A 21,678-nucleotide genomic window follows, 5' to 3' on the forward strand; every position below is an offset into this window, starting at 1 on the left:
AGTTTTGAAGTGAAAAACATCTGAATTGTCACAATATTTTATTGATCTTATATTACCTATACCGCTTCAAAAAACGTTTACCTATAGCGTAACAGAAGAAGAAGCGAATTTCTTACAAAAAGGAATGCGTGTAGCGGTTTCTTTTGGAAAATCGAAGATGTATACAGGTTTGATCTTTCATATTCATCAAACGGCTCCCACTTTGTATGAAGCTAAAGAAATTCATCAAATTTTAGATGAAAAGCCCATTGTAAACGAGTTACAGTTAAAACATTGGCAGTGGATAGCTAATTATTATATGTGTGCTTTAGGAGATGTTTACAGAGCCTCATTACCCTCTGCTTTTTTATTAGAAAGTGAAACGATTGTCTATAAAAATGAAGCCTTTGTAGATGAATCTATTTTGGCAGATGATGAGTTTCTTATTTCTGAAGCCTTACAACATCAATCTCAATTAACCATTCATCAAATTGCAGATATTTTAGGAAGGAAAAAAGTGATGCCAATTGTTAATGAATTGATAAAAAAGTCAGTCATTTATATTAAAGAAGAAATTTATGAAACGTATAAACCTAAGCTAGTAAAATATATTCGTTTAAAAGAATGCTATAAATCTGATGAATCTTTAAATGCACTTTTAGAAGAGCTATCAAGAGCAAAAAAACAGCGAGTGGCTGTTTTAACATTTTTCCAATTAGCCACTTCAAAAAAACCAATAAAAGCTAAAGATTTAGAAAAAGCTGCTAATGTTTCTTCAACAATTCTGAAGTCTTTAGTAGCTAAAGATATATTCGAGTTTTATCAGGTGCAAACTGATAGAATTAATTTTAAAGGGGATACTAATTCATTAAAAGAATTAAATGAATATCAAGAAAAAGCACTTTCAGAAATAAAAACCTCTTTTGTAGAAAAAGATGTTACCCTTTTGCATGGAATAACTAGTTCTGGTAAAACTGAAGTCTACACCAAGTTAATCCAAAAGGTTTTAGATACCGGAAAACAAGTGTTGTTTTTATTGCCAGAAATTGCATTAACCACTCAAATAATTACACGATTACAATATTATTTTGGAAATCAGATTTCAGTATTTCATTCTAAATATTCGATGAATGAAAGGGTAGAAGTATGGAATAATGTTTTGGAAAACAAAACCAAAGCACAAATAATTTTAGGTGCTAGATCTTCTATTTTTTTGCCTTTCTCTAATCTAGGTTTAATCGTAGTTGATGAAGAGCATGAAACATCATACAAACAATTTGAACCTACACCAAGATATAATGCTAGAGATGCTGCGATAGTTTTAGCAAAAATGCACAATGCTAAAATACTCTTGGGTTCTGCAACTCCATCTTTAGAAAGTTATTTTAATGCACAACAAAAAAAATATGGTTTTGTAGAATTGAAAAGACGTTTTGGTAATGTTCAATTACCAAAAATTGAGTTGATAGATATAAAAGAAAAACACCGAAAAAAAGAAATGAAAGGTCATTTTTCGGATAGAATGCTGAAATTAATCACAGAAGCCATAGAAGAAAAGGAACAAGTGATATTATTTCAGAATAGACGAGGTTTTTCTCCTGTTGTAGAGTGTAAGACTTGTGGAATTTCTCCTCAATGTCCTAATTGTGATGTATCCTTAACATATCACAAATACAAAAACGAATTACGTTGTCATTATTGTAATTATCAGCGTGCAATGCCTAATAGTTGTGGAGCTTGTGGTAGTAACACATTAGATACCAAAGGTTTTGGGACAGAACAAATTGAACTTGAATTGAAAGAATTTTTTCCAGATTTTAAAATTGGTAGAATGGATTTAGACACTACTCGTGGTAAGTTCGGATATCAAAAAATAATAGGTGCTTTTGAAGCTAGAGAAATCGATATTTTAGTGGGTACACAAATGCTTTCTAAAGGGTTAGATTTTGAGAATGTTTCTTTAGTCGGAATTTTAAATGCAGATTCGATGCTCAATTTTCCAGATTTTAGAGCGCACGAACGTGCTTATGATATGATGGTTCAAGTTTCTGGGAGAGCAGGAAGAAGTAAAAAACAAGGAAACGTAGCTATTCAGACCTATAATCCTTATCATCAAATATTACAGCAAGTCTCTACTACAAATTATACAGAAATGTATAAAGAACAATTGCAAGATCGTTGGCAATATAACTACCCCCCATATTACAGGTTAATAAAAATAACTTTAAAACATAGAGATTTTATTAAAGTTGATAGTGGTATAAATTGGTTATTTAGAGCATTATACAATTCTTTTGGAGAACATGTTTTAGGACCAACAACACCAGCGGTTTCTAGAATTAGAAATCTATATATTAAAAATGTTGTAATAAAAATTCCACCAAAACAATCACTTGTAAGCACAAAAAAACAGCTTCAAAAGATTAAAAATACATTTGAAGCTGTTAAAGAATTTAGACCCATCCGATTTATTATCGATGTAGATGCCTATTAAAAATAGACTTAATTAGATGCAAAATCCATAAATTTTTCTCTGTTTAGTTTTATTAATTGTGTTTTGAAATTTTCTATTTTTAAATTAAAAACCTTAATTTCTTTAGTTTGGTTGGGTCTTCCCCAATTATAATATGTTGTTACTTTTATAGTAGTCGGTTTATATTGTTTGTTTCCAAGGTAATTAATATTTACAAGCCAATCACCGTTGTCGAAGTGTTCTATCATAAATTCTTTCGAAGTGTATCCTCGTACTTTCTGATTTATAATTAATTCGTTGTTTTCATCTAATGAATTTACTTCTTTATGAATTTGATTGTTACTATTTACAAATTCTAACTCAAATTCTGCTTCAGAAGTATTCCATTCAAAAACTAAACGAATATCACTTTTTACTATTTTATCATATTCGCTAATTTTAAATATTTCTTTGAAGTCTTTGTTTTCTTTGAGTTTCATATAATTGGCAATCATTTCTGAATTTAAAATATCACCAATATCATTTTTTTCTATTATAAATCCCTTTTTTAAATAGTATTTATAAATTTTCCATGCATTCTTATAATCTTCTTGTTCTAAAAATGTATTTGCAATATCTCTAAATGTTTGTGCGTGGTTAGGCCTTAACTTTGCAATTTTTTTGTAGACTTTCATTGCTTTTTCATTTTCATTTATTTCTTGATATTTATAAGCAATCGTTTTTAAGTCTTCTACATGGTTAGCTGATTTTTTTTCAAAGTCAGATAATACTTTTAATATTAGTTTTTTATCTCTATACTTTTCTTGAAAATGATTTAGAATATTTAAATGAAAACTATTTTTATTCTTATATGCTATAGATTTCTCTATGTAAATTGCTAAAGCTTCATTAGCAGAAGAAATAGTATTAAAAGCTTTAATATATTCTGGTATACCATACTTTACTTCATGAAAAGCTGTTGCGTCGTTCTTATAGAAATCTTGATTTTGATAAAATTTTCGAATATCATTTTTTAACTTTTTATTTCTAAAATCAGCTTTTGTACTCACCAATATTACACCTCCAGCTGCATCATTACCATATAGAGTAGTAGCTGACAGCGAACTAATTACTGCGATATGTTCTATGATAAAAGGATCAAACCTAGGTGGATTCTTTGTTACAAGTCCATCAATATCCCATAAAGGTGGTGTGTTCGAAGAAAATCCTCTTAAAAATACTGTTTCGTTACCAGGTGCTCCCACAATTCTCATACCTGAAAATTTCCCTCTCATTGCTTGAAAAATGTTTATTGCTCCATGATTTAATTTATCACCCGGCAAATATTTTATTGCATAACCAGAAGATTTTATATTAATATTTGCTTGCCCTAAAAAAATCAAATTTTCAACTCCTTTCTTTTTAAGTTTAGATTTTACACTAAATTCTGCCAATTCATTACTTATAACTTTCATATTTATATTTAAAATAGAAGTAACATCTTCAATGTAAATTTTTACTGTTTTAAGACCAAGGTATTTGAAAACTATAATATCTCCTGTATTAGCTTTAAGCGAGAAATACCCCTTATTACTTGTAGTTGTTCCTATATTTTTCCCTTCTATATAAATATTAACTTTAGATAAAGGCTTTTTCTGATGATAAACAAAACCTTTAATTTGCCGATCTATATTTTTATTTTGACTAGCAGCATATAAGCTTGATAAAAGTATTAGAAGTGATAATAATTTTTTCATAATAATTAGCTTTTAATTTAAACTTATACAATTGTTAGAAATCAATTTTTTTGAGCTGAATTTTCATGTTTTTAACTTTTAATTCAAAAACCTCTATCTCTTTTGATTGATTATTTTTCCCCCAATTGTAATACGTTGTCATTTTTAAGATTGTGGGTTTGTATTGTTTGTTACCTAAGTATATAATATTCACTAGATATGGCGTTTTATCTAGTTTTTCAATCATAAATTCTTTTGATGTGTAACCTTTTTGTTTTTGATCAATAATCAAATCATTATTAGCATCCAAAGAATTTTCAACCTTATAAGATTGATTTTTATAATTTACAAATTCTAATATAAATTCTGCTTCAGAGGTATTCCATTCAAAAACCAAACGAACATCACTTTTCATGATTTTTGTAAAATCATTAGATTTAAAAATTTCTTTAAACGTAGAATCTTTTTTTCTATTAATGTAAGTCTTAATCATTTCAGATTCTATAATTTCTCCAATATCATTCTCTTCTATCGTATATCCTTTTTCTAAGTAAAATTTGTAAATTTTCCATGCATTTTTGTAGTCATTAACTTCTAAATATGCGTTTGCTAAGTCTCTGTAAGATTGTGCATGATTTGGCCTTAAATTAGCAATTTTTCTATATAACCTTATTGCTTTTTCAAATTCTTTAAGTTCTTGATATTTATATGCTATAGATTTTAAATCGATAACATTAGAAGCAGCTTCTTTTTCGAAATCTGCTAACACTTTTAATAAGAGTTTTTTATTGCTATATTTTTCTTTAAATTCATTGAAGATATTAAAATGAAAATTACTCTTATAAGAATTATTAAGATATTGATTTGCATATTTAGCAAGAGCAGTATCTAAGTTTGAAATGTTATTATAAACCTTTAGATAATTAGGTTTCCCTGTTTTTATATCTTTATAAGGAATTGCCTTACCATTATAAATTTTATTATTCTCATAGTTGCTACGATTTGATTTAGTAGTATTGTTTATTCTAGCATCAGAATTTGTGCTAATAATTATTACACCTCCAGCCCCATCTGCACCATATGCATTTGTAGCACCCAAAGAACTTAGAATTACAATGTGTTTAATTTGACTAACTGCTAAATTTGGAGTAGTGTTTGTTATTGCCCCATCTACATCCCATAAAACACTTTTTCTTGCTCTAAAAAAATTAGATTGCCTTAAATACACCACTTCTTGAAAAGGTTTTCCTTTAACTTCTAAACCTGGTGCTAACCCTCTAATTGCTCTTGCTAAACTAAAAGAACTTTCATTTAATTTATTACCATTTATGTATTTTATTCCAAAACCAGAAGATCTTGTATTGATATTAAGTCTACCTAATTTTAAAACTGTATTTAAGTTTTCTTCTCTTTGTTTTATTGATGTCGTCGTTCCTTTTTTTCTTTTTTTAGTATTAATACTTATTCCGTCTAACATATTATTATCTATTTTCATAGTAATATTTAGAACAGATGTTACATCTTCAATATAAATTTTAACTGTTTTAAACCCTAAATAATTAAAAACTAAAATTTCTCCAACTTTAGCTTTAATTGAAAAAAAACCTTTATTATTTGAAGTAGTTCCAGTTTTTTGATTGCTAGAAAGCGTAATATTTACATTAGATAATGGTTTATTTTGATGAAATATAAAACCTGTAATATTTCTTAATTCATTATCAATAGGTGATTGGGAAAAGCCTATTGAAGTGAAAAAAAGAATAAGGAGTATATTTTTTTTTATAGAATTATTTATCATTTTCATAACTACAATAATGTTATACTAAAATAATATATAGAACTTATATGAATGCATAAAGAATAGTTAAATTAAAAACATTAGAAAAGAAGGTATCAATAAAAGTGCCATTTTTTTTATTTAATAAGCAACCTTTTTCTAACTTGTGTAGTCTATATATTTGTAAGGCAATAAAAACCGATTTAAGAGGCTTGAAAATTATCAACTTGCATAACCAACAAAAATCGCTCATAAAAAAAGCGATAGACAACCATAGAGAAGCGCAACAACAATTGTTTGAGCAGCATTCACCAAAAATGTTGGGAGTATGTAGGCAATATGTAAAAGATTTGCATCATGCTGAAGATTTGATGTTGCAAGGTTTTTTAAAAGTTTTTGTCAACTTACATAAATTTGAACATAAAGGCAGTTTTGAAGGTTGGATAAGGAAAATAATGGTAAACACTTGTATTTCTTATCTCCGAAAAAAAAATATAATTAATTTATCTGATGAAGATTATGTTTTTAATGATGCGGCAACGAATAGTTTAGAAAATACTTCTGTAGAAGATATCCAAAAACTTATAGATAAATTGCCTGATGGTTATAAAATGGTGTTCAATTTATTTGCTATAGAAGGTTATAAACATTCAGAAATTGCTAAAGAATTAGGGATTTCAGAAAGTACATCAAAATCGCAGTTATTTAAAGCTCGAAAAATATTGCAACAGAATTATATAAAAATGAATAAAACCATAAATGAAGACAAATAAGTTCGATAAAGACATAAAAGAGAAGTTCGATAATAGAACTTTTAAACCTTCTGATTCTGCTTGGGAACGTTTGTCTATGCAATTAGATGAACAATCAAAAGAAAAACAAAAAGGCTGGTTTTTTTATATAGGTATAGCAGCAAGTATTTTACTTTTGGTATCTATTGGAATTCAAATTTTTTATGATAAAACTGAAACAAAACTACACAAAGAAGTATTTGTTAATACGTCAATAGATACTGTGCTTATTAATAACAGAATTAATAAAATGTTTGATGAAGTTCCAGTTGAAGAGGCTTGGGTTAAAAATAACAATGTAGAAGATAAGAATACCGTTATTACCAAAATAGTTAAGCAACCTCAAGGTAAATCGAATACCGTAACTAAAACTAAGATTATTTCTAACTCAAATAATACAAATAGAACCAGTACTATAATTGCAGAAGTTAAAGATAATACAAAGAACACTATTGTTAAAGAAAGCTTATCTAAAGAAAAAGAGATTAAAATCTTCAAAAGAAACCCAAAGAGTCGAATAAAAATCAATAGTGATGATTTGTTATTTGCAGTAACACATTCATCGCAAGAAGTAAAAGATTATTATGCAAAACATAACATAAATAGGAAAGAGGTTTTAAAAACGATTAAAGATGAGCTCAAAAAATCTAGTATTATAATCAATCCTGAAACTATTTTAGCAGAAGTAGAGCGTACAATAGATAATGATGATTTTCAAAATAACTTTATGAAATCGTTAAAAACAAAAATATCAAACATTGCAACTGTAATTGCCAGCAGAAATAATTAAATAAGTCATTGCAAAGAATGAGGTGTTCTTTAAATTAAAAAAGATAATTTCATCTATTCAGTGTAAAAAAAACAAAAATTTTAAAATCAATAAAAATGAGAAGAATACTACTTATACTAGTGTTGTTTAGTACAACTATTGGATTATCTCAACAAAAAACGTTTGAGGAAGAAGTAATTAAAATATCAAAAAAAATAGAACAAATTACCACATCTCAAAAAGATTCTTTAAAGATGAAAGTAATTGCTATAGAAAAACGTTTAGAAAAAGGAGAAATTACAAAAACAACAGCAGATACATTAAAAAAAGAAATTGCTTCCTATCATGCAAGAAGAATAGAAAAATTAGTTGGAGAACAAGAACTTTTGTTGCAAAAATTAGTACAGGATAAAACAAACGGAAAAATTGCAAGTAAAAAAGAACAACCAATTACAACAGAAGATGATGATAATACTTTTACTATTGGTAACAAAGTTTTTCGTTTAAATATAAAAGAAGGAGACCAAAAAGAAAGAGATGAAAGAAGAAAGAAAAGATGGAGTAAAAAGCGAAAAAAACAAAGAAGCACTACTACACAATTTGTTTTTGCAATGGGAGTAAATAATGTTTTAAATGATGATGAGTTAAGCTCATTAGATAATTCTGAATATCAATTATGGAGATCACGTTTTTATGAACTAGGATGGACATGGAAAACTCGTTTTAGTAGAAGACCATCTAAATTGTATTTAAAATATGGAGCTTCTTTTCTTTGGAATAACTTAAGGTTAGAAGGAAATAGAATTCATGTGAAAAATGGGGATATGACAGAAATTCAAACCTTTAATAACCAGTTGTCAGAAAGCAGATTACGTCATGTACAGATGACCTTTCCAGTACATGTTGAATGGGATTTCTCTAGAAATAAAACATATGATGACGGTTTTGTAAGAGATCGAACTAATAAATCTGTTCGTTTTGGAATTGGAGGTTTCGTAGGATTTAAATTAGGAACAAGGCAATATTTAGAATATAGAGATACTAACGGATCAGAAGTAAAACAAGTTCAGTTTAATAACTTTAATATGAATACAGTTAATTATGGTTTAAGTGCTTATTTAGGTTATAGAGATACTAGCTTTTATGTAAAGTATGATATGAATCCTTTATTTAAGGGTACAAACACCAGAAATATATCTATGGGAGTTCGTTTAGATTTAAATTAATTAATGAAACTTGTAGTTTTTAAAAAAGTCAATATCTCTAGATATTGACTTTTTTGTTTTTCTCCCATTTAGCTCTCAAATCTTTTGAGACCATTCCAGAATCATCATGCTTCCAACCTGGGGGTTTAATAAAATATTTTATTTTTTTTATCATAGATGTTTTAGAAGTGAAAAAGTCTTTAAACATAAAATACCATTCTAAAAAAGCAATTTTTAGAGGGTTATATGTTTCTATGTTTTTTACCAAACCATAAGATGGTTTTTCAATTTCTGGTTCGAATGAGTCAAAAAATTTATCCCAAATAATAAAAACACCCGCAAAATTTCTATCTAAATACTGTGGATTAGTTGCATGATGTACTCTATGATGACTAGGAGTATTAAAAATAGCTTCAATCCATTTAGGCAGTTTACTTATGAATTCTGTATGAATCCAATATTGATATATCAAACTAATAGACATTTGTACCAAAACCATAATAGGGTGGAAGCCAATTAAAATCAAAGGAATCCAGAAAATAAAAGTGTAAAAACCACCTGTCCAAGTTTGACGTAAAGCTGTGCTAAGATTGTATTTTTGTGAGGAATGATGCACAACATGGCTAGCCCAAAAAAACCTGCTTAAATGTCCAATTCTATGTGCCCAGTAATAAGTTAAATCTTCAGCAAAAAGCACTAAAACCCAAGCCCACCAAGTAAATGGAATAGTTAAAAATCGATATTCATAAAAAAACAAGAAAACTCCTAAAACAATTCCTTTTGTAAATAAACCTATAGTAACATTGCCTAATCCCATAATTATAGAAGTACCAGCATCTTTAAACTCATATTCCGTCATTTTAACTTTTACAGTTAACACAATTTCCAAGATAACCGTAATAACAAAAAAAGGAATAGCATAGTGAATTAAATTTGGAAATTCAGGTATTTGCATATCAGATAATTAAGTTTAAAATATAAGGTATACAAATATGATAATTTTAATAGAGAAAATAGGTGTTAAATAGTAAAAAGTATGTATATTTGCAGCCGTTAAAATAAATTATAAATAAATACTTATGAATCATTACGAAACTGTTTTCATTTTGAATCCCGTTTTATCTGATACTCAGATAAAGGAAACAGTACAAAAGTTCGAGGACTATTTGGTTTCTAAAGGTGCCGAAATGATTTCTAAAGAAGATTGGGGCTTAAAAAAATTAGCTTACCCAATTCAAAAGAAAAAAAGTGGGTTTTACCACTTATTAGAGTACAAAGTTGCAGGAGAAGAAATCTCTGCATTTGAGTTAGAATTTAGGAGAGATGATAGCGTTATGCGCTATTTAACTGTCAAATTAGACAAACATGCAGCAGCTTGGGCAGAAAAAAGAAGACAAAGTAAAACTGCAAAAAACTAAGAAATGGCATCAATAGAACAACAAGCAAAAGGTGGTAAATCTGCTGACGTTAGATATTTAACGCCATTAGACATCGACACAAAAAAAGAAGCAAAATACTGTAGATTTAAAAAGAAAGGTTTTAAATACATCGATTATAAAGATGCAGACTTCTTAATGTATTTAGTAAACGAACAAGGTAAAATTTTACCAAGACGTTTAACAGGAACATCATTAAAATATCAACGTAAAGTTGCGCAAGCAATCAAAAGAGCGCGTCATTTAGCGTTAATGCCTTACGTTGGAGATATGTTAAAATAATAAAGAGGTAGACCATGGAATTGATATTAAAACAAGACGTAGAAAATTTAGGGTTTAAAGATGATGTTGTATCTGTGAAAAACGGTTATGGTAGAAACTTTTTAATCCCAACAGGACAAGCAATTTTAGCTACTTCTTCTGCTAAGAAAGTATTAGCGGAAAACTTAAAGCAAAGAGCTTATAAAGAAGCAAAATTAATTGGAGATGCTAATAAATTAGCAGAGACAATTAAAGGGTATGAAATTAAAATAGCATCTAAAACTGGTTCAGGAGACAAATTATTTGGTTCTGTAAATAATATAGATTTAGCTGCAGCACTTGCAAAAGCAGGTACAGAAATTGACAAGAAGTTTATTAAAGTTGTTGGAGGTTCTGTAAAAAGATTAGGTAAATATGAAGCTTCTGTGAGATTACATAGAGATGTAATAGCTGACATTACTTTTGATGTAGTTGCTGAATAGTAATTACACTATATAATAATAAAAAGCTCGTTAGAAATAACGAGCTTTTTTACTTCCAACTTTACACTTCATCCTTCGAACTTCAAACTTAATATGAAATATAGACAACTTACCAAAGAACAATTCGAAAGTCTGCATAATGAGTTTGCACATTTTTTAGCAACTCAAAGTATAGATGTAAAAGAATGGAATGAAATCAAAAAAGAGAAACCTCATGTAGCTGAAGAAGAAATGAATGTGTTTTCTGATGTGGTTTGGGATGATGTTTTAAATAAAACTAAATTTGTAGAGCATTTTTCTGCAACTACTGCTAATTTGTTTAAATGTGAAGAAAATGAAATTCATAGAATTGCTATTAAAGTAAATTGGGATATTAATTTACTTGAACAAGAAGGTTTTGAATGGTTGATGAAAAATCCAATGGATAATTCTGTTGATATTTTTAAAGGTTCAAAACCTTATAATTCAGAAAGAAACACAGAAATTTTTGATTTGATAGAAAAAGGAAGTTCAATTTCTAAAGGAGAAATTTTTGAGTATTTTAATCAATTGATTTCTTAAATCTCTGTTATTTAGAATGTAATCGAGAGGTTTTTATAATTTATTATTCAATATTTTTACTAAATTATCTGTCCCAGAACTAGCAACATCATTAATAATTGTTAAATTATTAAAATCGTTTTTAGTAACGGAAGGTTTTGGGTCTATAAAATAAATAGGAGTATTGGGTTTAATATAATTTACCAAACTCGCAGCAGGATACACTTGCATAGAAGTCCCTATAATGACCAAAACATCAGTTGTTGCTGTTATTTCTATGGCTTTATCTAACATTGGTACCATTTCTCCAAACCAAACAATATGTGGTCTTAATTGGTTTCCTTTAGCATCTACATCTCCTAAAATCAAATCTTTTTTCCAGTCCAATACTAAATTTTCATCAACAGTACTTCTTACTTTAAATAATTCTCCGTGTAAATGGGTAACATTTTTACTTCCTGCACGTTCGTGCAAATCATCCACATTTTGTGTCACAATTTGAACATCAAAATGCTGCTCTAATGCGACTAAATTAAAATGTGCTTTGTTGGGAGTAACTTCTAATAATTGTCTTCTACGTTGATTGTAAAAATCAAAAACCAACTCTGGATTTGCTGCAAAACCTTCAGGAGAAGCCACTTCCATTACATGATGTCCTTCCCATAAACCATCAGCATCTCTAAAAGTTTTTATTCCGCTTTCTGCAGAAATTCCTGCACCAGTTAAGACAACGATTTTTTTCATAAATTAAAATTTAGTATTCTTCTAAAAGACTTCTATGATGCTAAAAATAATAATTTTATGTTTGTAAATATGATTGATAAAAAACTATTGCACTATTTTGAAGGGTATTTAACAGAGAAACGAAAAAATACCTTTAAAGAAGTTTTAGCAAACAGAACAAGACATTTTAGTGTGGTATTAGAAGATATTTTTCAACCTCATAATGCTAGTGCTGTTGTGAGAACTTGCGATATTTTTGGCGTACAAGATATTCATGCAATAGAAAATAAATACATCAATAAAGTTTCAAGACACGTTGCTAAAGGTTCACAAAAATGGATTACTTCCAAACGTTATAAATCTGATGGAAATAATACACAAATCTGTTTAGATCATTTAAGAGCAAATGGTTATCAAATTATTGCCACAACTCCTCATAACGATTCTTGTTTACTACAGGATTTTGACATCACTAAAAAATCGGCATTTGTATTTGGAGTAGAAGCAGAGGGAGTTTCTGACTATGTTAAAGAACAAGCAGATGGTTTTTTAAAAATACCAATGGTAGGTTTTACAGAGAGCTTAAATATTTCTGTGGCCGCTGCTATTATTTTACAAGATGTTACCACAAAATTGAGAAATTCTGATGTTGATTGGCAATTATCTGAAGAAGAAAAAGAAATTTTGTATTTTAATTGGGTAAAGAAAACTATTAAAAATGTTGATAAAATAGAAGCACATTATTTAAAAAACATTGTATAAATTTAAAACATCAACCTAAAAATTAGAATTATGAAATGTGATATGTATTTAACTTTCGATGGAAATTGTGAAGAAGCTATGTTGTATTATAAAGCTGTTTTGGGTGGGGAATTTACAGTAACAATGCGTTATGCTGATGGTCCACCTGAATATTCGAATCCAGAAATAGAAAACAAAATAATGCATCAAACTTTAATTTTTGGTGATGGTTGTGAGCTAAAAGCTTCCGATAGTTTTCATGAGCCATTAAATAAAGGAAATAATTTTCACGTTTCTATTTCTACAAGTAATGAAGCGCAAGCATTTTCTTTTTTCAAAGGTTTATCTAAAGAAGGAACCGTTACAATGCCTTTTGAGGAAGTTTTTTGGGGTGGTAAATTTGGAAGTTGTATCGACAAATTTGGTGTACAATGGATGGTAAGTTTAGAAGCTAAAACTATTTAATGATGAATCCAAAGGTTACAGATTATATTTCTTCCAATATAAAATGGCAAAAAGAACTTGAAATAATTAGAAATGTTTTGTTAGAACTTCCTTTAGAAGAGGATATAAAATGGGGGATTCCAGCCTATATCTACAAAAAGAAGAATATTATGGGTTTGTCAGCTTTTAAGAATTACTGCGGGCTTTGGTTTCATCACGGATGTTTTTTGAAAGATGAAATCAATATTCTAATTAATGCACAGAAAGACAAAACGAAAGGAATGCGTCAAATGCGCTTTATTTCTGTAGATGAAATTGATACAGATATAGTTAAACAATATGTTTTAGAAGCGATGGCAAATTCTGAAGCGGGTTTAGAAGTGAAACCAAAAAAAAATACCAATCCTGTGGTAATTCCTGAGGAATTAAATATTCAGTTTTCTAAAAATGAAAAATTAAAATATAAATTCAACGAATTTACCTTATCCAAACAGAGAGAATTTTGTGAGTATATTTTATCTGCCAAAAGAGAAGCAACAAAACAAAGTAGAATAGAAAAAATTATACCAATGATTTTAAATAAAATAGGGTTGAATGATAAATACCGGAATTGTTAACCTCTTTGTCATTGCGAATGTAATGAAGCAATCTCCTTTTTAATCAATAGATTACTTCGTCATTCTTCCTCGTAATAACTTTTACTCCACAATAATCTTTTCAATAGTAGCAGTAGAATCGCAACGTTTTACTAGCAAATTCACCTTTTCCAATTCTTTTTTTCCAGTTACATAATATTCAGCACAAGGTTTTTGTCTTGGATTTCCTTTCCCAAAATCTATATCTCCATTCCGAAGAATAGATGAAATTTGAGCCGTATCAATTTTAATTAATGACATTGTTTTCTCAGCTTCTTCAGAGTAGAGGCGTTTAAGAGCTAAAATTGTTGGTAAAGTTCGATTTTTCTTGTTGAAAGGATTTTCAGATTTAAGCTCAACTTTCTCATTATTCAAGAAAATATTTATTTCATTTGTTTCGACTTTTTCTATTCTCTGTTTACAAGAAAATAAAAAAAGTAAATATGATAAGTAGATTATTTTTTTCACAGACTTACTAAATTATTAATCAACTATCACTTTCTCAATAGTAGCAGTAGAATCGCAACGTTTTATGATCAAATTAACATTTTCTAATTCTTTTTTTCCAGTTACATAATATTCTGCACAGGGTTTTTGTCTTGGATTTCCTTTTCCAAAATCAACATCACCAGTATATAAAATAGTAGAGATTTTTAAAGTATCTATATTGTACTTTTCCATTGCTATTTTAGCTTCCTCAGAAAACAAACGCTTTCTAATTCTTATGGTTTTAAGTGTCCTTGCATCCATTCCATAATCGAAAGAAGCATCTTTTTTCTGCCAAAAAAAATAGACAGCTACTGAACCAATTGATAAACCCACTAAATAATAACCTATTCGCTTAATTAACATTGTAAAATATTGAAGTGCAAATGTACTTTAATACAGTGATAAAAAGAATTATAAAATCAACAAATTAATATCTCTAAAAGGCAAATCAAACCAATTCGCAACAGTTCTATTGGTTAGAATTCCGTGATAAAAATACATTCCGTTTCTAAGGCTTTTATCAAAACGAGCCGCATTTTCAAATCCTCCTTCATCAGCTATATTTAATAAATAAGGTGTAAAAATATTGCTAATTGATAAAGAAGCAGTTCTTGCATAACGTGCAGGAATATTAGGCACACAGTAATGTACCACTCCGTGTTTTACAAACGTTGGCGTTTTATGTGTAGTTACATTGGAAGTTTCAAAACAACCACCTCTGTCAATACTTACATCAATAATTACAGCCCCTTCTTTCATCGTTTCTATCATTTCTTCTGTAGCACAAATAGGCGATCTATTTTTACCTCGAATTGCTCCAATAGCAACATCTGCACGCATTAATGCTTTAGCAACGGATTTTGGTTGTAAGGTTGATGTATAAATTGGCGATGGTAATGAATGTTGTAATTTACGTAGTTTGCTTATAGAATTATCAAAAACCTTCACTCTAGAACCTAAACCTAAAGCAGTTCTTGCTGCATATTCTCCAACAGTTCCTGCTCCAAAAATAACTACACTACTTGGAGGAACACCTCCAATATTTCCTAGTAACAAACCATTTCCTTTGTTAAGTCCACTCATCAATTCCGCAGCAATTAACACAGAAGCAGTTCCTGCAATTTCGCTTAACGATTTTACAATAGGATAAGTGTTATGATCATCTTTAATATAATCGAATGCTACAGCCGTAATTCGTTTTTTTGCTAAACATTCAAAGTATTTTTTATTTTGAGTTTTCAACTGTAAAGAAGAAATCAGAATCGTTTGCGGATTCATATATTCAATTTCTTTTTCAGTTGGTGGGGCTACTTTTAAAACAATATTGCATTTAAAAGCTTCTTCTACATCATAAGAGATTTTTGCTCCAGCTTCAGAATATTCTTTGTCTGAATAGTTGGCATTGTCTCCTGCACCAGTTTCTATAACAATTCTATGTCCGTGTGTACACAAAGCTGAAACTGCATCAGGAGTTAAGCAAACACGTTTTTCCCCTAAATAGGTTTCTTTGGGTAAGCCAATAAATAATTCTCCTTTTTGTTTTTTTATCTCTAACATTTCTTCCTGTGGAAGCAATTCTTCTTTACTGAAAGGAGAGAATGAACTCATAATTTGGTTGTTTATAGTTGAATGTTGCGTTGTCCGTCCTCTAAAATAGTCAATTGAATTCGAACAGCATCTAAAGGTAATAAATTTTCGATATTTTCTGGCCATTCCACCAAACACCAAGCATTTTGATAAAAATATTCTTCAATCCCCATATCTAAAGCTTCTTCTTCATCTTCGATTCTGTAAAAATCAAAATGAAAAACTTTTGCATCAGTAGTTGTGTGATATTCATTCACCAAAGAAAAAGTAGGAGAGGAGATATTGTCTAAAACATCTAATTGCTTACATAACTTTTTAATCAGTGTTGTTTTACCAACACCCATTTCGCCATAAAATAAAAGGGTTTTATTTTTTGATGATGCAATTATTTCTTTTGCAATTTCTTCTAATTTTTCTAAAGAATAGTTTTTATTCATGCTACAAAAATAGATTTGTTTTTCGTTTTCTCATAATTTTAATTGCAAATGTATTTCACTATATGTAGGTATTTTTTTTAGTAGTCTTTTAGTTGACTTTTGTTTTGTTAAACAACTAAAACTATTAAATATGAAGAAAAAAAAATATTTATTTATTATTTGTTGCTGTTGTGTTTTATATGCAACTGCCCAAAAAAGAGAAAAATTCTCGAACAAAGAAAGGAAAAATGCTTTTGGAATATCTGGAGGAACAGGATTCGGATTTGATTATTCAAGAAAACTTAGTGATAAGTTCTACACAACGATTAGTTATAATTCATTTGTTTATTCCATTAAAGATTTTGAACAAGAAATTAGTGGAGAAACATTATTAGTAAACACCGATTTAGATTTTACAAATATTGATGTTAAAATTAGTTATCACCCTTTTTCATCTGCTTTTAAACTAGTTGCTGGTTTAGGATTCTTTTCATCAAGTAATGTAAATATCTCTACTACCTTCAAAGATAATATTAAAATTGGGGATGTTGAATTTAATTCAGCGGATTCAGGAAGCCTGTTAATAGATATGAATTGGGGTAAAACTTCACCTTATATAGGTTTAGGATTTGGAAGATCAGTACCTAGAAAAAGGTTAGGATTTGCTATTGATATTGGTACATACATGTCAAGTTCTCCAGAAATTACTCTAGATGCTACAGGGATTATAGAAGACACAAAAAATCAAGAAGGGCTTCTAAATGAAACTTTTGAAAGTTTTAAATTCATTCCTTATGCTGCCTTTAGATTATCATATTCATTTTAAAAAAAAACATCATGAAAAAATATATTAAATGCACATTTTTATTATTACTTATAATATTTACAAACTCTTGTAATTTTGAAAAATTAAAGACTCTAGAAGATGATTTTATAGTTACAATAACTCCAGAACCGGTAACAAATAAAAAAAAATTAGTAGTAGTTAATTATGAAGATGATGGACAGGTTCCTGATAATTTAAAAATCGAGTTTTCTGGAACTTACTCTGACTTTATTTATCGTTCTGATGGAGTAAAGGATTTTAAGTTTGATGATAATGAATTATCAATTGGATTAGGGCTTAATAGTGGTATAAAACCATCCGCTTCTAACCCAATTGAATTAACTGCAAAAATTAGCGCCCCAGGGTTTCAAGAAGAAGAGTTTAATTTTACATTAAACAGTCAAACGATTAGTAGTGAGGTTTTTAAATTAAAGTCATTAAGTTATATTCCTGTAGGTAAGGTGGAAACTAAATTGTCCACCAATTTAGTTGGTGGAAAAGTTTCGCAAGATATTGTTGTTAAAACTGATGGATTTGAAGATATAGTAGATGTAGATGAATTGGTAATACCCAAAGCAACTGAATTTTTTGATGAAAATGGAGAGTCAACTAATGTTTCTGAAATTGAAATTCAAATGGACTCATATGAACCTGATACAGATTCAGATACTCATGCTTATGATGCTCATCCTTCAGATGAAGATTTATTTGAAGACGGAGATGATTCTAATATTTCCTTTAAGGGTTCTAATAAAAAAAATAATAGTAAAAAAGAACTTGAGATAAAAAACAAATTAATATCAAAAAATATTAATAATGCTTATTGGCATCGCTATGCAGCAAGATTTACAAGAATAATTAGTAGGAATGGAGTGAGTATGAGATTTAGAAGATTATTTATAAATATTCCTTTATATAGAATAGAAAGAAGGGGGAGGAGAAAGGTTGCGGTTAAAACAGTAAACCCCTCAACAGGTAAAAATTTTAAAAATGGTGAGGAAGCTTGGGTTGTAAAAGCTTATCCAAAAAGAAGAGGTTCTGGGTATTGGTATTTTATTAAAAAAGCAACTATTCAGGTTAATAGAAGAGGATATGCTTCGATTCCTACTGTAATCTATGATAATCGAGCAATGGTTACGGCTTATATTTTTGTACCGCCAACAACAATTTCTTGTGATAAATTTGAATTTAAATATGCTGGTGTACCTGTTAAGAATTTAGCCTTGAGAGCCACAAATAAATTTACAGAGGAAAAAGTAAGTTTTTCATTTAAAAATTTCTGGCAAAGTACTTTTAAATCTAGACCAGAAGAGAGTTTTGATGGTACAATTAATTCTCAAATTATTTATGATGGGGCTAAATATGAGTTTAATTTGTTAGGACAGAATGAAAAATTCATTGAAGATATAATTACATTTCGTAAGCGAGTAAGAGAAAATTTTAATAATAATGATACAGACAAATTAAAAAGAAATTTAGGGCATTTAAGATATTTGTACAGAGAATACTACAGATTTAGAAAGTTCACGAGGTCTGATAATGACTATCTTATTAGTTATCCCAATTTTAATTGGACTACTGGTCACACTACAATAAGTTTTACTAATCAATGTGATGTTGTTACAGAGATATCAAATTTAACTAATTATCAAGGTAACTCACAGGTCAAAAAATCTGACATAAAATTTCAAGTAGAATGTGCAAAAAGAAAATTGGCACTGAAAAACAATGGGATATATTACAGATTAAAAGATGCACCATTTTATTTACCTAACACATCAACTATTAATATTTCATTGTTCGGATTTACAGACAATGAAGGCAAATTCGTAAATAAAGTACCTGTTTTAGAAGATAACAAAGAGTATATATTTTATGTTTATTGGGGCGGTAGAAAAGAAACTGAACCAATATTAGGTAGTAAAATAAATGCATTTAATCCTAACTTTGACTTTTCAACTCTATGTGATTATATTGACTCTCAAATATAAATTTGATTTTTATTAAGCTTGGTTAAGCGGGTTAATTTCATATTAACTCGCTTTTTCATTCACATCTATAATGACCAATAATTTTGAAAGAAAACAAACAATCTTCTAAAACTTGTCCTGCTCCAATATTATGTACAATTAAAAAACGTTTATTGTCTTTAGACTTTTTATTTACAACTACACCTGTATGTGTAATTGCACCGCCTAAATTCCAGCAAATGACATCTCCAGGAATATAATCTTTAGGATTTTTAGTAATTGGTTTTATAGTTCCTTTTCTAGAAAAGAAAGTCATTAAATTAGGAACTCTTCTGTGGTCAATATTCTTATCAGTATTTTTTAATCCCCATATTTTTGGATAGATAGAAAAATTAGATTTCATGTCTTCATGAACTTCTTTTTGTAAATCAACACCTAACTTTCTGTAAGCTCTAATAACTACATCTGTACAAACACCTTTGCCTTTTGGCACATCCCCATTAGGGTAATCAATAGAAAAATAACTTGGGTCGTAAACAACTTTGTCTTTGATTAATTCTAAAGCAGCTGTAGATAGTTTATCTTCATCAACTTGTGAAAAAAGAATATTTATTGATAAGAAAAGAAATAGAATTGAAAATGTTTTTTTCATAAAATCTAGCTATTTTTTATGGTTGACCACAAAGATTCATTGAATATATAAATTTACTGAGACTGAGACTGAGACTGCTAACAAAACTACTCTACTTAGGACTATAAACCGCACAAGGAATAATGACTTCTTCTAAAGAAACACCACCATGTTGGTACGTGTTTTTATAATATTTTACGAAGTGATTAAAGTTGTTTGGATAGGCAAAAAACAAATCTTCTTTTGCAAAAATAAAAGGAGCATTCATTGCAATTGTTGGTAAGAAAATATCTTTAGGATTTCTTACTGCATACACGTCTTTTTCTTCATAAGAAAGACTTCTACCAGTCTTATAACGCAAGTTTGCACTAATGTTTTTATCACCAATTACTTTAGTAGGATGTTTACAATTTATGGTTCCATGATCTGTAGTGATAATCAATTTTTGACCTATTTGTTGTGCTTTTTGAATGATTTCAAACAATGGTGAATTCTTAAACCAACTCAACGTTAAACTTCTATAAGCTTTATCATCTCCAGCCAATTCTTTAATTACTTCCATTTCTGTTTTAGAGTGGGAGAGGATATCCACAAAATTATACACAACTGCAGTTAAATCATTTTGTTTGGTTCCATTAAAATTATCCGCTAATTCTTTTCCATTTCTTAAAGAAGAAATTTTATAATACTCGTGTTTAATATCTAATCCTAAACGTTTTATTTGAGCCGATAAAAACTCATTTTCAAATAGATTCATTCCACCTTCATCTGTATCGTTTTTCCAAAAATTTGGATGACGTTTTTCCATTTCAGAAGGCATTAATCCAGAAAAAATGGCATTTCTTGCATACTGAGTTGCAGTAGGCAATATTGAGAAATAAGAATATTCTTCTTCTTTTTTATAATGATTGTTAATTAGTGGTTCTAAAATTCGATATTGATCGTATCGTAAATTATCAATAACAATCCATAAAACACCTTGGTCTTTGCTTAATTCAGGAACTACATAATCTTTAAATAATGTATGAGAAAATGTAGGCTTGTCGTGAGCAGTTAAATAGTCTTCATAATTCTTTTTAATGAACTTAAAAAACTGACTATTAGCTTCTTGTTTCTGACTTTCTAAAATCCCTAACATACCAGGATCACTTATGTTTTCTAATTCTAATTCCCAGTGAATTAGCTTTTTATACAATTCAATCCAATCTTCATAAGAATTCACCATTGCCAAATCCATAGAAATTTTTCGGAATTCTTGCTGGTAGTTAGAAGTTGTTTTTTCAGAAACCAAACGAGAATGGTCTAAATTCTTTTTTAAACTTAATAAAATCTGACTAGGGTTTACGGGTTTAATTAAATAATCAGCAATTTTAGAACCAATCGCTTCTTCCATAATATATTCCTCCTCACTTTTAGTAATCATTACTACAGGTAAATTGGCCTGCTTTTGCTTGATTTCAGAAAGTGTGTCTAACCCCGTTAAACCTGGCATATTTTCATCTAAAAAAACAATATCAAAATTCTCTTCATCAACCAAATCAATGGCATCTGCACCATTAGTGCATGTGGTAACTTTATAATTTTTACGCTCTAAAAAAAGAATGTGAGGTTTTAATAATTCTATTTCATCATCAACCCATAATATGTGAATACTGCTCATCTATTGTTTTTTTTTAACATTTAACGTTAAAAATATAGATTTGTTATACTTTAAAGTGTTTTAAAATGATAAAATATTGCCAATTTTTTATACCAAAAATTTATTAATTAGTATTTTTTGTATTTCGT

Annotated in this window: 23 protein-coding genes; 13 read left to right on the forward strand and 10 right to left on the reverse strand. The window is 28.9% G+C overall.

Annotation, left to right across the window (positions count from 1 at the left end):
- Positions 1-25: 25 nt before the first annotated feature.
- Positions 26-2,473: a replication restart helicase PriA gene (priA, locus tag DIS07_RS12940; RefSeq protein WP_181374606.1), complete on the forward strand. Its 2,448-nt coding sequence runs from the start codon at positions 26-28 to the stop codon at positions 2,471-2,473.
- An 8-nt stretch (positions 2,474-2,481) separates the two neighbouring features.
- Here priA and DIS07_RS12945 read toward each other — a convergent pair whose 3' ends face one another.
- Together DIS07_RS12945 and DIS07_RS12950 are read right to left on the reverse strand one after the other, a co-directional pair.
- Positions 2,482-4,188 carry a carboxypeptidase-like regulatory domain-containing protein gene (locus DIS07_RS12945; protein ID WP_109405679.1) on the reverse strand — a complete coding sequence of 569 codons (1,707 nt, stop codon included), beginning with the start codon at positions 4,186-4,188 and terminating at the stop codon, positions 2,482-2,484.
- Between the two features lie 34 nt (positions 4,189-4,222).
- Complete coding sequence (locus DIS07_RS12950) at positions 4,223-5,971, reverse strand: tetratricopeptide repeat protein (protein WP_109405680.1); 1,749 nt, start codon at positions 5,969-5,971, stop codon at positions 4,223-4,225.
- A gap of 185 nt (positions 5,972-6,156) precedes the next feature.
- Here DIS07_RS12950 and DIS07_RS12955 point away from each other — a divergent pair, with 185 nt between their 5' ends.
- The 3 genes from DIS07_RS12955 to DIS07_RS12965 all read left to right on the forward strand — a co-directional run bounded on the left by DIS07_RS12955 (position 6,157) and on the right by DIS07_RS12965 (position 8,730).
- Positions 6,157-6,717, forward strand: coding sequence for an RNA polymerase sigma factor (locus DIS07_RS12955; protein ID WP_109405681.1), 561 nt, complete (start codon positions 6,157-6,159; stop codon positions 6,715-6,717).
- Entirely contained in the window at positions 6,704-7,525 is an 822-nt protein-coding gene (locus DIS07_RS12960; RefSeq protein ID WP_109405682.1) for a hypothetical protein, read from the forward strand. Before DIS07_RS12955 ends, DIS07_RS12960 begins: the two co-directional genes overlap by 14 nt.
- 95 nt (positions 7,526-7,620) lie before the next feature.
- A complete protein-coding gene (locus DIS07_RS12965; RefSeq protein ID WP_109405683.1) occupies positions 7,621-8,730 on the forward strand; it encodes a hypothetical protein in 1,110 nt (369 codons plus the stop codon).
- Positions 8,731-8,767: 37 nt separating this feature from the next.
- Here the strand turns inward: DIS07_RS12965 and DIS07_RS12970 are convergent, their stop codons facing one another.
- The gene (locus tag DIS07_RS12970; RefSeq protein ID WP_109405684.1) at positions 8,768-9,664 is read right to left on the reverse strand and encodes a sterol desaturase family protein; all 897 of its coding nucleotides are present in this window, start codon (positions 9,662-9,664) and stop codon (positions 8,768-8,770) included.
- Between the two features lie 124 nt (positions 9,665-9,788).
- Between DIS07_RS12970 and rpsF the strand changes: the two genes are divergently transcribed.
- The 4 genes from rpsF to DIS07_RS12990 all read left to right on the forward strand — a co-directional run bounded on the left by rpsF (position 9,789) and on the right by DIS07_RS12990 (position 11,449).
- Positions 9,789-10,127 carry a 30S ribosomal protein S6 gene (gene rpsF / locus DIS07_RS12975; RefSeq protein WP_109405685.1) on the forward strand — a complete coding sequence of 113 codons (339 nt, stop codon included), beginning with the start codon at positions 9,789-9,791 and terminating at the stop codon, positions 10,125-10,127.
- A 3-nt stretch (positions 10,128-10,130) separates the two neighbouring features.
- Positions 10,131-10,427, forward strand: coding sequence for a 30S ribosomal protein S18 (gene rpsR, locus DIS07_RS12980; protein ID WP_109405686.1), 297 nt, complete (start codon positions 10,131-10,133; stop codon positions 10,425-10,427).
- A 14-nt stretch (positions 10,428-10,441) separates the two neighbouring features.
- Positions 10,442-10,888, forward strand: coding sequence for a 50S ribosomal protein L9 (rplI, locus tag DIS07_RS12985; RefSeq protein ID WP_109405687.1), 447 nt, complete (start codon positions 10,442-10,444; stop codon positions 10,886-10,888).
- Between the two features lie 93 nt (positions 10,889-10,981).
- Entirely contained in the window at positions 10,982-11,449 is a 468-nt protein-coding gene (locus DIS07_RS12990) for a DUF6495 family protein (RefSeq protein ID WP_109405688.1), read from the forward strand.
- Positions 11,450-11,482: 33 nt separating this feature from the next.
- Here the strand turns inward: DIS07_RS12990 and DIS07_RS12995 are convergent, their stop codons facing one another.
- The gene (locus DIS07_RS12995; protein WP_109405689.1) at positions 11,483-12,172 is read right to left on the reverse strand and encodes an SIR2 family NAD-dependent protein deacylase; all 690 of its coding nucleotides are present in this window, start codon (positions 12,170-12,172) and stop codon (positions 11,483-11,485) included.
- 57 nt (positions 12,173-12,229) lie between these two features.
- On the opposite strand from DIS07_RS12995, the gene DIS07_RS13000 reads away from it, so the two are divergent.
- Genes DIS07_RS13000 through DIS07_RS13010 form a run of 3 tightly spaced genes read left to right on the forward strand, consistent with a single transcriptional unit; the run spans position 12,230 to position 13,953 of the window.
- Complete coding sequence (locus DIS07_RS13000; protein WP_394340970.1) at positions 12,230-12,913, forward strand: TrmH family RNA methyltransferase; 684 nt, start codon at positions 12,230-12,232, stop codon at positions 12,911-12,913.
- A gap of 30 nt (positions 12,914-12,943) precedes the next feature.
- A complete protein-coding gene (locus DIS07_RS13005) occupies positions 12,944-13,357 on the forward strand; it encodes a VOC family protein (RefSeq protein ID WP_109405691.1) in 414 nt (137 codons plus the stop codon).
- The gene (locus tag DIS07_RS13010; RefSeq protein ID WP_235869147.1) at positions 13,357-13,953 is read left to right on the forward strand and encodes a YdeI/OmpD-associated family protein; all 597 of its coding nucleotides are present in this window, start codon (positions 13,357-13,359) and stop codon (positions 13,951-13,953) included. The genes DIS07_RS13005 and DIS07_RS13010 overlap by 1 nt, the downstream gene beginning before the upstream one ends.
- An 81-nt stretch (positions 13,954-14,034) precedes the next feature.
- Here DIS07_RS13010 and DIS07_RS13015 read toward each other — a convergent pair whose 3' ends face one another.
- The 4 genes from DIS07_RS13015 to tsaE are packed head-to-tail and all read right to left on the reverse strand — an operon-like array spanning position 14,035 to position 16,484.
- Positions 14,035-14,439 carry a DUF4258 domain-containing protein gene (locus DIS07_RS13015; protein ID WP_109405693.1) on the reverse strand — a complete coding sequence of 135 codons (405 nt, stop codon included), beginning with the start codon at positions 14,437-14,439 and terminating at the stop codon, positions 14,035-14,037.
- Positions 14,440-14,454: 15 nt separating this feature from the next.
- Entirely contained in the window at positions 14,455-14,823 is a 369-nt protein-coding gene (locus tag DIS07_RS13020; protein ID WP_109405694.1) for a DUF4258 domain-containing protein, read from the reverse strand.
- Between the two features lie 48 nt (positions 14,824-14,871).
- Complete coding sequence (locus DIS07_RS13025) at positions 14,872-16,068, reverse strand: alanine dehydrogenase (protein WP_109405695.1); 1,197 nt, start codon at positions 16,066-16,068, stop codon at positions 14,872-14,874.
- 11 nt (positions 16,069-16,079) lie between these two features.
- A complete protein-coding gene (gene tsaE / locus DIS07_RS13030) occupies positions 16,080-16,484 on the reverse strand; it encodes a tRNA (adenosine(37)-N6)-threonylcarbamoyltransferase complex ATPase subunit type 1 TsaE (RefSeq protein ID WP_109405696.1) in 405 nt (134 codons plus the stop codon).
- 130 nt (positions 16,485-16,614) lie between these two features.
- Between tsaE and DIS07_RS13035 the strand changes: the two genes are divergently transcribed.
- Positions 16,615-17,289, forward strand: coding sequence for a hypothetical protein (locus DIS07_RS13035; RefSeq protein ID WP_109405697.1), 675 nt, complete (start codon positions 16,615-16,617; stop codon positions 17,287-17,289).
- Between the two features lie 11 nt (positions 17,290-17,300).
- Positions 17,301-19,280 (forward strand): hypothetical protein, encoded by a 1,980-nt coding sequence (locus DIS07_RS13040; RefSeq protein ID WP_109405698.1) that lies wholly within the window; start codon positions 17,301-17,303, stop codon positions 19,278-19,280.
- Positions 19,281-19,335: 55 nt separating this feature from the next.
- Here the strand turns inward: DIS07_RS13040 and DIS07_RS13045 are convergent, their stop codons facing one another.
- On the reverse strand, positions 19,336-19,911 hold the full coding sequence (locus tag DIS07_RS13045; RefSeq protein ID WP_109405699.1) for a DUF1287 domain-containing protein: 576 nt from the start codon (positions 19,909-19,911) through the stop codon (positions 19,336-19,338).
- Between the two features lie 91 nt (positions 19,912-20,002).
- On the reverse strand, positions 20,003-21,550 hold the full coding sequence (gene porX / locus DIS07_RS13050) for a T9SS response regulator signal transducer PorX (RefSeq protein ID WP_109405700.1): 1,548 nt from the start codon (positions 21,548-21,550) through the stop codon (positions 20,003-20,005).
- Positions 21,551-21,678: the final 128 nt, after the last annotated feature.

It is taken from the genome of Polaribacter aquimarinus (assembly GCF_003129485.1).
Classification (GTDB): domain Bacteria; phylum Bacteroidota; class Bacteroidia; order Flavobacteriales; family Flavobacteriaceae; genus Polaribacter; species Polaribacter aquimarinus.